This is a genomic window from Deltaproteobacteria bacterium (assembly GCA_016875225.1).
Taxonomy (GTDB): domain Bacteria; phylum Myxococcota_A; class UBA9160; order SZUA-336; family SZUA-336; genus VGRW01.
The window spans coordinates 1-8,849 of the sequence record VGRW01000107.1 but is presented as its reverse complement, the minus strand read 5'-3'; the positions used below and the strand labels follow the sequence as shown (position 1 = coordinate 8,849).

Annotated in this window: 10 protein-coding genes; 6 read left to right on the top strand and 4 right to left on the bottom strand. The window is 69.0% G+C overall.

Annotated elements, in window-relative coordinates; all coding sequences use genetic code 11:
* Positions 1–520 precede the first annotated feature (520 nt).
* Positions 521–736, top strand: coding sequence for a hypothetical protein (locus tag FJ108_16785; protein MBM4337544.1), 216 nt, complete (start codon positions 521–523; stop codon positions 734–736).
* Positions 724–1,671 (top strand): folate-binding protein YgfZ, encoded by a 948-nt coding sequence (locus FJ108_16780; GenBank protein MBM4337543.1) that lies wholly within the window; start codon positions 724–726, stop codon positions 1,669–1,671. The genes FJ108_16785 and FJ108_16780 overlap by 13 nt, the downstream gene beginning before the upstream one ends.
* Here the strand turns inward: FJ108_16780 and FJ108_16775 are convergent.
* Positions 1,656–2,045 (bottom strand): hypothetical protein, encoded by a 390-nt coding sequence (locus FJ108_16775; GenBank protein MBM4337542.1) that lies wholly within the window; start codon positions 2,043–2,045, stop codon positions 1,656–1,658. The genes FJ108_16780 and FJ108_16775 overlap by 16 nt on opposite strands.
* A gap of 106 nt (positions 2,046–2,151) precedes the next feature.
* On the opposite strand from FJ108_16775, the gene FJ108_16770 reads away from it, so the two are divergent.
* The 4 genes from FJ108_16770 (at position 2,152) to glnA (ending at position 6,159) form a co-directional block, all read left to right on the top strand.
* Positions 2,152–2,808 carry a glycosyltransferase gene (locus tag FJ108_16770; protein ID MBM4337541.1) on the top strand — a complete coding sequence of 219 codons (657 nt, stop codon included), beginning with the start codon at positions 2,152–2,154 and terminating at the stop codon, positions 2,806–2,808.
* Positions 2,753–4,216: a hypothetical protein gene (locus FJ108_16765; GenBank protein MBM4337540.1), complete on the top strand. Its 1,464-nt coding sequence runs from the start codon at positions 2,753–2,755 to the stop codon at positions 4,214–4,216. Before FJ108_16770 ends, FJ108_16765 begins: the two co-directional genes overlap by 56 nt.
* A gap of 153 nt (positions 4,217–4,369) precedes the next feature.
* Positions 4,370–4,708 (top strand): P-II family nitrogen regulator, encoded by a 339-nt coding sequence (locus FJ108_16760; protein ID MBM4337539.1) that lies wholly within the window; start codon positions 4,370–4,372, stop codon positions 4,706–4,708.
* Positions 4,709–4,734: 26 nt separating this feature from the next.
* Entirely contained in the window at positions 4,735–6,159 is a 1,425-nt protein-coding gene (glnA, locus tag FJ108_16755; protein MBM4337538.1) for a type I glutamate--ammonia ligase, read from the top strand.
* A 10-nt stretch (positions 6,160–6,169) separates the two neighbouring features.
* Here glnA and FJ108_16750 read toward each other — a convergent pair whose 3' ends face one another.
* The 3 genes from FJ108_16750 to FJ108_16740 all read right to left on the bottom strand — a co-directional run.
* A complete protein-coding gene (locus FJ108_16750) occupies positions 6,170–7,801 on the bottom strand; it encodes an ABC-F family ATP-binding cassette domain-containing protein (GenBank protein MBM4337537.1) in 1,632 nt (543 codons plus the stop codon).
* Positions 7,798–8,577 carry a 4-hydroxy-tetrahydrodipicolinate reductase gene (locus FJ108_16745; protein ID MBM4337536.1) on the bottom strand — a complete coding sequence of 260 codons (780 nt, stop codon included), beginning with the start codon at positions 8,575–8,577 and terminating at the stop codon, positions 7,798–7,800. The genes FJ108_16750 and FJ108_16745 overlap by 4 nt, the downstream gene beginning before the upstream one ends.
* The coding region (locus tag FJ108_16740) for a 4-hydroxy-tetrahydrodipicolinate synthase (protein MBM4337535.1) at positions 8,574–8,849 on the bottom strand (276 nt) is incomplete at its 5' end. The genes FJ108_16745 and FJ108_16740, both read right to left, overlap by 4 nt.

The window sequence follows — 8,849 nt, the reverse complement described above, 5'->3', positions numbered from 1 at the left end:
TGTTGGTTCCGCAGCGCGAGACGCTCTACGCGAACGTCTGGCACACATTTCTGCGTACGCTCCGACCGGGCGTGCCGCCCGACGACTCCCATGGCGTGCTGGTGGTTCCGGCCGACATCCCCCTGGTGATGCCGGAGGAGATCTCGCGCTTCGCAGAGCGGGCGCTGGCGTGTGGCGGGGACTACGTCGCCGGGCTCTCGCCCGAAGCCGCGCTCCGGCCGTTCGCGCCGCACGATGGCGCGCCGGGCGTCGAGATGGCGTACTTCAACCTGCGCGAGGGGCGCTTCCGGCAGAACAACCTGCACTTCGTCCGCGCGCTGCGCATGGGCAACCGCAGCTACGTCGAGGACATGTACGAGAACCGCTACCAGAAGGAGATCGCAAGCCAGGTCGGGCTCGCCTGGCGCGTGCTGCGCAAGGAGTGGCGCAACCTCTGGGTGCTCGGCTGCTACTTCGCGGTGCACCTCGCGGGCGTTCTGCACCGACGCGGCCACACGAGCGCGTCGGATCGGGTGCGCCAGTGGGTAACGCTCGCGATGATCGAGCGCGCCGCGAGCGCGCTGCTGCGAACGCGATTCGTGACCGTGACGACGGAGCTCGGCGGCGCCGCGATCGACGTCGACAACGAGGACGACCTCGAGGTCGTCGAGAAGATGCTCGAGCGCTGGAAGGCGCTGCAGGCGAGGCTGGCGCGCGCGGCCTGAGCGGGATCGAGGCGCTACCCTGGCCGGCGTGACGAGCCTCTTCCAGACCGAGACCGGCAGCCGCGCCGCGCTGCGCGACCTGTCCGATCGGGGCTTGGTGCGCGTGACCGGCGCCGACCGGGTCCGCTTCCTGAACGGAATGCTCTCGAACGACGTCGCGAAGCTCGCGCCGGGCGACGCCAGCCCGATGCTGCAGCTCGACCGAAAGGGCCACGTGCAGGCCGAGCTCTGGGTCCTGGCCGAGCCCGACGCGTTCCTGCTCGACGTCGCGCCGGGGGTCGAGGCGGAGCTCTGCGCGGTGCTCGAGAAGCACATCATCGCGGACGACGTCACGCTCGCGAGCGCGACGCGCGAGGTCGGCCAGCTCGGGCTCGAAGGCCCGGGCGCGCGCGAGGCCGCGCGACGCGTGGGCGGTGCGGACCCGCAGGCGCGCCGATTCGAGACCTCGAGCTTCCGCGGGGGGTCGCTGGTCTGGATCGCGGGCGGGAGCCTCGGCGACGAGGGCCTGCGCGTGCTCTCGCCGCGCGCGCTGCTGCCGGCGCTGCGATCCGAGCTCGCGCTGCCGGAGCTTTCGCCGGAGCAGATCGAGGCGCTGCGCATCGAGGCCGCGATCCCGAAGCTCGGCGCCGATCTCTCGCCGCGGAACTTCCCGCAGGAGGCGCGGCTCGAACGCGCCTTCTCGCTCGCGAAGGGCTGCTACGTCGGGCAGGAGATCGTCGCGCGGATCGCCTCGCGCGGCGCCGTGAACCGGCTGCTGGTCAAGCTCCGCACCCGCGCGCTCGTCGCGCCCGGGAGCGAGATCCGCCTGGCCGACACCGTCGTGGGTCAGGTCACGTCGAGCGCGATCTCGAGCGCGAGCGGTCCGATCGCGCTCGGCTACGTGCGCGTGGCCGAGGCTCGCGCGGGCATCGAGCTCGAGATCGGCTCGACCCGCGGCGAGATCGTCGAGGACTATTCGCGCCGGTAGCGGCCGCGCACGGCCTGCCAGCGCGCGCCGCGCCGTTCGAAGACGAGATCGAGCGAGTAGGTCGTCGCGCTCGGGGGAAGCGCAGCGCCCTCGGCGAGCCGCTGGCCGAGCGCGAAGCTCACGCGCGCTGCAACCGCTTGCGCGCCGTCGGCCGCAGGCTGGATGGAGACGCTCTCGAGCCGCGCGCCGACCTCCTCGTCGCGGAACGCGTAGGCCTCGACGAGCGATCTGACGCCGAAGTAGTCCAGACCCCCTTCGTCGACGAACTCCGGCGCGACGTGGTCCATCACGAAGACCGGCTGCTTGGCCTGGATCGCGTCGACGAGCGCGGGAGCGAGCTCCTCCCCCTTCTCTTCCGCCTCCGTCGGGGTCACCGGGGTCGGTTCGTCCGTCGGTCCACACGCGGCGAGCGGAAACGAAATCGCGACTGCAGCAATCGATGCCAGCGACGCTCTCAAATCCCCTCCGTATGATCCGCGGATGTCGCGGCGGATCCTCGCCCTCTTCGCCAAGGCGCCCGTTCCGGGCCAGGTGAAGACGCGCCTCTCGCCCGAGCTCTCGCCCGAGAGCGCCGCGGCGCTCTACGAGGCCATGCTCTGCGACATTGTCGACCAGCACGCCTCCGAGCGCGACTGCGAGCGCGCGCTCTGGTTCGCTCCCGCCGACGCACGCGACTGGTTCGAGCGATTCACGTCGGCAGGCTGGCGGCTGGTTCCGCAGCAGGGCGTCGGCCTCGCGGCGCGAATGGCGGCGCTGTTCCGGCTCCACGAGGCCGAGGGCTTCGATCGCATCGTGCTGCGCGGAACCGACAGCCCGACGCTTCCGGCCGGGCGAGTCGGCGAGGCGTTCGCGGCGCTCGAGCATTCCGAGCTCGCGCTCTGCCCGGACCGCGACGGCGGCTACAACCTGATCGGGCTGAGAGCGGCCTGCGACGACCTGTTCGCGCTCGAGCTCTCTCACACCGGCGTGCTCTCCGGAACGCTCGCGAACGCGCGCTCGCTCGGCCTGTGCGCCGAGCTTCTGCCCGCACACCACGACGTCGACACCTGGCCGGACCTGCTGCGGCTCCCGGCCGAGCTCGATGCGACGCGAGCACCGCGCACGCTTCGCATCGTGCGGGAGATCCTGCCCGGCTGACGGCACACCGGTTGCACGAGCGCCCTCACCGACACCTACGCGACCGCGCTGCTGCGGCTCGCTGATCGGAGGGAGCGCGATGATTCGGAACACCGGAATCCAAGCCGCGATCGCTGCGGCATTGCTGTGCTTTACGCCGCTTCTGGCGCGCGCCGACGCGGCGTCGGAGGCGCGCTTTGCCGCGATGGAGCAGCGAATGGCGCAGCTCGAGGACAAGCTCGATGCGAGCGAGCGAACCGTCGCGGCGCAACAAGAGCTGCTCAACAGTCGGGCAGTGCCTGCCGTCTCCGCAGGCAGCGAGCCGAGCAAGCTCGACGCGTTCTTCGACACGGTGAGCCTGGGCGGGTACGTGTCCGCGTCGTACGTCTACAACAACAACAACCCGGACGATCCGATCTACGCCCAGTCCGTGAACCAGTTCGATCTCGACCACAACACGTTCACCCTCGACGGCGCGAAGCTCGAGATCGGCCGGGTCGCCGCCGCGCCCGGCGAGGCGGGCTTCCAGCTCGACCTGATGTTCGGCGACGATGGCGGAATTCTCGGCGCGTACCGCTTCAACACCGACGGCTACGCGTCGGACAACTTCGTCTACGTCCAGGAGATGTACGCGTCGTACAACTGGAACGACGTGGTCCTGAAGTTCGGAAAATGGGAGACGCTGCTCGGCTCCGAGGTGATCGACACCGTCGCCAACCGGAACGTCACCCAGGGCCTGCTCTTCACCTACGCGATCCCGCTCGTGCACACGGGCCTGCTCGCGAACGGCAAGATCAGCGAGGAGTGGGGCTGGGCCGTCGCGGTCGCGAACGGCTGGAACAACGCGACCGACACGAACGACAACAAGGGCGTGCTCGGGCAGCTGAGCTTCGCCAGCGGCGCGTTCAGCAGCGCGCTCAGCACGTACTACGGATCCGACGGGAACACGGGCTTCGCGGGGCAATCCGTGGAGAGCTTCGGCCAGGATCGCGCGCTGGTGCTCGATTGGACCGCGACCTGGGCCGCGAGCGACGCGCTCACGTTCTGGGGGAACCTGGATTGGGGCAAGCAGGACGACGTGGAGTTCGTGAACGGGCCGCAGACCGTGGGCAGCGTCGAGAACGCCCAGTGGTACGGCGCCTCGGTCGGCGGCCAGTACGCATTCGACGACCGGACCACGCTGGCGCTGCGCGGCGAGATCTTCCGCGACAGCGACGGATACCGGATGTTCCCGGGCCAGTCCTCGATGGCCTACTCGCTCACCGGGACGCTGGGCTACAAGCTGACCCCGAACCTGCTCACGCGTCTCGAGGTCCGCTACGACGAGTTCAACACCGACGACTTCACGGACGACGTCTTCTCGCAGGGCGGCGGCTCTGCGGACGGCGACCTCTATGGAATCATCAACGTCGCCTATCTCTTCGACTAGGGCGCCCGAAGCGGGTCGGCTGCGCAGGATCCGGGCAGGGCTGCCCAGATCCTGCGCAGCCGGCGCGGTCGGCGGCGCTCCGAACGTGCGAAGCGCGCGCGATCGTATGGTATAAGGCTTGCTAACTGGCCCGTTCGAGTGAGGTTCGGATCGATGCAGAAGGTCGAGGCGATCATCAAGCCGTTCAAGCTGGATGAAGTGAAGGAAGCCCTGAACGGAATCGGCATCCAGGGCATCACCGTGTCCGAGGTGAAGGGGTTCGGGCGCCAGAAGGGTCACACCGAGCTCTACCGCGGCGCCGAGTACGTCGTGGACTTCCTGCCCAAGATCAAGCTCGAGATCGTCGTCCCGGACGATCTCGTCCCGAAGGTGGTCGAAGCCATCCAGACCGCGGCGAACACCGGACGGATCGGTGACGGGAAGATTTTCGTATTGCCCGTGCTCGAAGCGGTGCGGATCCGCACCGGCGATCGCGGCGAGGACGCGATCTAGTCGACTGGATCGCCAGAGAGGAAGAGATGCACAAGGACCGGACACCCAAGGAAGTGCTTGCGTTCGCGCGCAGCGAGGGCGCAAAGCTCGTCGATCTGAAGTTCGTGGATTTCGTCGGGCAGTGGCAGCACAAGACCCACCCGCTGCACGAGGTCGACGAGAGCATCTTCGAGAACGGCCTCGGCTTCGACGGATCGAGCATCCGCGGCTGGCGCAGCATCGACAACAGCGACATGCTGCAGGTGCCCGATGCGCGCACCGCGTTCATCGATCCGTTCTGCGATCACCCGACGCTGTCGCTGATCTGCAACATCGTCGATCCGATCACGCGCGAGCCCTACGACCGCGACCCGCGCCAGATCGCGATCAAGGCCGCGAACTACCTGAAGCTCACCGGGATCGCGGACACCGCCTACATGGGTCCGGAAGCCGAGTTCTTCATCCTCGACGACGTGCGCTTCTCGACCGGACCCAACGAGGGCTACTACTTCGTCGACTCGATCGAAGGCAAGTGGAACAGCGGCCGCGACGAGGGTCCGAACCTCGGCTACAAGCCGCGCTTCAAGGAAGGCTACTTCCCGGTCTCGCCGACCGACTCCCAGCAGAACATCCGCAGCGAGATGGTGCTGCAGATGGAGGATCTCGGGATCGTGATCGAGACGCACCACCACGAGGTGGCGACGGCGGGCCAGGCCGAGATCGACATGCGCTTCGGACCGCTCGTCGAGATGGCCGACCAGCTGATGGTCTACAAGTACGTGTGCAAGAACGTGGCGAAGAACGCCGGTCGCGTGGTCACGTTCATGCCGAAGCCGCTGTTCGGCGACAACGGCTCGGGGATGCACACGCACCAGTCACTCTGGAAGGACGGAAAGCCGCTCTTCGCGGGCAACGAGTACGCGGGCCTCTCGAAGATGTGCCTGTACTACATCGGCGGCATCCTGAAGCACTCCAAGGCGCTCGCGGCGCTCACGAACCCGACGACGAACTCGTACAAGCGGCTGGTGCCGGGCTACGAGGCGCCGGTGAACCTGGCCTACTCGAGCCGCAACCGCTCGGCGGCGATCCGGATCCCGATGTACTCGCCGTCGCCGAAGGCGAAGCGCATCGAGGTGCGCTTCCCCGATCCGACCTGCAATCCGTACCTGGCGTTCTCGGCGATGCTGATGGCCGGCCTCGACGGGATCGAGAACAAGATCGATCCGGGCGATCCGCTCGACAAGAACATCTACGCGCTCTCCAAGGCGGAGCTCGCCAAGGTGCCGACCATGCCGGGCAGCCTCTCCGAGGCGCTCGCGAACCTCGAGGAGGATCACGAGTTCCTGCTCAAGGGAGACGTGTTCTCGCAGGACGCGATCGAGGCGTGGGTCGAGTACAAGCGGGAGGCGGAGATCGCGCCGATGGCGCTGCGGCCCTCGCCGCACGAGTTCGAGCTCTACTTCGACATGTGAGGCGCGATCGTCAGGGCTGGAGCGCGCGCATTCCCGGAGCTTCGTGGCCGCTGGCCACGACGTAGTCGGTGTAGCCCGAGCCGTACTGCCGCACGCCTGCGCCGTCGATTTCGAGCACGCGATTGGAGAGCGCGGCCAGAAAGTGTCGGTCGTGCGAGACCACGAGCAGCGTGCCCTCGAAATCGGCGAGCGCGGCGATCAGCATCTCCTTGGTCGCTAGGTCGAGGTGATTGGTCGGCTCGTCGAGCACGAGGAAGTTCGGCGGGTCGTAGAGCATTCGCGCCATGACCAGCCGCACCTTCTCGCCGCCCGAGAGCAGGCGGCAGCGCTTCTCGACGTCGTCCCCGGGAAAGCCGAAGCAGGCCGCGAGCGCGCGGAGCGAGCCGATCGAGGCCTTGGGGAAGGCGTTCGACAGCGTCTGCCAGACCGTCGCGTCGGCCTCGAGCAGCTCCATCGAGTGCTGCGCGAAGTAGCCCGGCTTCACTCCCGCGCCGAGCACGGCGCTGCCTGAATCGGGCGAGCGAACGCCGGCGACGATCGAGAGCAGAGTCGACTTTCCCGCGCCGTTCGCGCCCATCACGCACCAGCGCTCGCCGCGGCGGATCAGGAGGTCGAGACCGTCGAAGACGACGCGCGAGCCGTACGCCTTGCGGATCCCGGACAGCCGCGCGACGTCGTCGCCCGAGCGAGGTGGTGGAGCGAACGAGAACTGGAGCGTCTCGCGGCGTCTCGGCGGCGAGACCTTCTCGATCTTCTCGATCTTCTTCACGCGCGACTGCACCTGCGAGGCGTGGCTGGCGCGCGCCTTGAAGCGCGCGATGAAGGCCTCCTCCTTGGCGAGCATGGCCTGCTGGCGGGAGTACTGCGCCGCCTGCTCGCGTTCGGAGAGCGCGCGCTGGCGTTCGTAGAAATCGTAGTTCCCGGTGTGCGTGATCAGCTCGCCGGCGTCGATCTCGATGATCTTGCCGACCATGCGGTTCAGGAACTCGCGATCGTGCGAGGTCATCACGACCGCGCCCTCGAACTCGCGCAGCCAGCCCTCCAGCCAGAGAATCGACTCGAGGTCGAGGTGGTTCGTCGGCTCGTCGAGCAGGAGCGCGTCGGGCTCCATCACCAGGATTCGCGCCAGCCCGACGCGCATCTTCCAGCCGCCCGAGAGCGCGCCGACGTCGCCGTCGATCAGCGACGCCGCGAAGCCCAGGCCCGCCAGCACGCTGCGCGCGCGCGACTCGAGGCCGTAGCCGCCCAGCGACTCGAAGCGCGACTGCGCCTCGCCGAAGCGCTCGATCAGCGCGTCCATCTCGTCCGCGCGCTCGGGATCGGCGAGCGCGTTCTCGAGCTCGTGCAGAACGCGCGCGGCCTCCGAGACCGGACCCGCGCCGTCGAGCGTGGCCGCCAGCACGCTGCTTCCCGTGAGCTCGCCGATGTCCTGGCTGAAGTAGCCGATCGTGAGGCCGCGATCGATCGCGATCTGGCCGTCGTCGGGCAGCTCCTCGCGGGTGATCAGCCGGAAGATCGTGGTCTTGCCGGCGCCGTTGGGGCCGACCAGCCCGATCTTCTCGCCGCGGTTCACCGAGGCAGAGGCCTCGAGGAAGAGGATCTGCGCGCCGTGCCGCTTGGAGACGGAGTCGATCCGGATCACGTCGGTCGGAGCACGTCGCGCATCGTGTACAGGCCCGGACCCCGGCCGACGAGCCAGCGCGCGGCGCGAAGCGCGCCGGCGGCGAAGTTCTCGCGCGAGAGCGCGCGATGCGCGAGCTCGACGCGCTCACCCGGCCCCGCGAAGTAGACCGTGTGCTCGCCGACACTGTCGCCGAGTCGGAGCGCCTGGATCCCGATGCTCTTCGGATCGCGCACTCCGGTCAGTCCGTGCCGGGCATACACCGCCGAGTGTGCCAGCGTCTGGCCGCGCGCGGCCGCGGCCGCGCCCGCGAGCGACAGGGCCGTCCCGCTCGGGGCGTCCCGCTTCTGGTCGTGGTGCATCTCGAGGACCTCGATCTCGTAGCCCTCGAGCCTGCGCGCGGCCTCGGCGACGAGCTCGAGCAGGACCGTGGCGCCGATCGAGAAGTTCGCCGTGCGCACGATCGCGAGCCGTCCGGCGGCGCGCTCGATCCGGCCCTCCGCGGACGCGTCGAGTCCGGTGGTTCCGATCACCAGCGGAACGCCCCTCGCCTCGGCCTCGTCGACCAGCGCCGCGGTCGATTCCGGCGACGAGAAATCGATCGCGACGTCGGCGAGCACACAAGCGGCTCGAAGGTCGGCGCCGAGCGCGACGCCCGGCGCGATCTCCTCTCCGAGCGCCGGGTGGGCGGCCCGGTCGAGCGCCGCGGAAAGACGCATAGCGGCGGACGCGCCGATCTGGCGCACGAGCGTCGCGCCCATGCGCCCGCCCGCGCCGACGACGAGCACCCGGATCATGCGCGCGGCAGCTCGGCCAGCGCGGCCTCGAGGCGGTCGCGGTTCTTCTTCGCCATCTCCGTGAGCGGCAGGCGCAGCACCGCGCTCGGGATGCGGCCCAGGATCGCCAGCGCCGTCTTCACCGGAATCGGGTTGGTCTCGAAGAAGAGCGCGAGCGCGAGCGGCAGGAGCTCGTAGTGGATCCGGCGTGCCCCCGCGACGTCGCCGGCCGCGAAGCGACGCACCAGCTCGGCGACCGGACCGGGAGCGATGTTCGAGACGGTCGAGATTAA

What these genes read in the sequence shown, in the direction of transcription:
- FJ108_16770 (MBM4337541.1), top strand. Translation starts at nt 2,152, where the DNA reads ATGTCGCGGCGGATCCTCGCCCTCTTCGCCAAGGCGCCCGTTCCGGGC.
- FJ108_16765 (MBM4337540.1), top strand. Translation starts at nt 2,753, where the DNA reads ATGCGACGCGAGCACCGCGCACGCTTCGCATCGTGCGGGAGATCCTGC.
- FJ108_16760 (MBM4337539.1), top strand. Translation starts at nt 4,370, where the DNA reads ATGCAGAAGGTCGAGGCGATCATCAAGCCGTTCAAGCTGGATGAAGTG.
- glnA (MBM4337538.1), top strand. Translation starts at nt 4,735, where the DNA reads ATGCACAAGGACCGGACACCCAAGGAAGTGCTTGCGTTCGCGCGCAGC.
- FJ108_16745 (MBM4337536.1), bottom strand. Translation starts at nt 8,577, where the DNA reads ATGATCCGGGTGCTCGTCGTCGGCGCGGGCGGGCGCATGGGCGCGACG.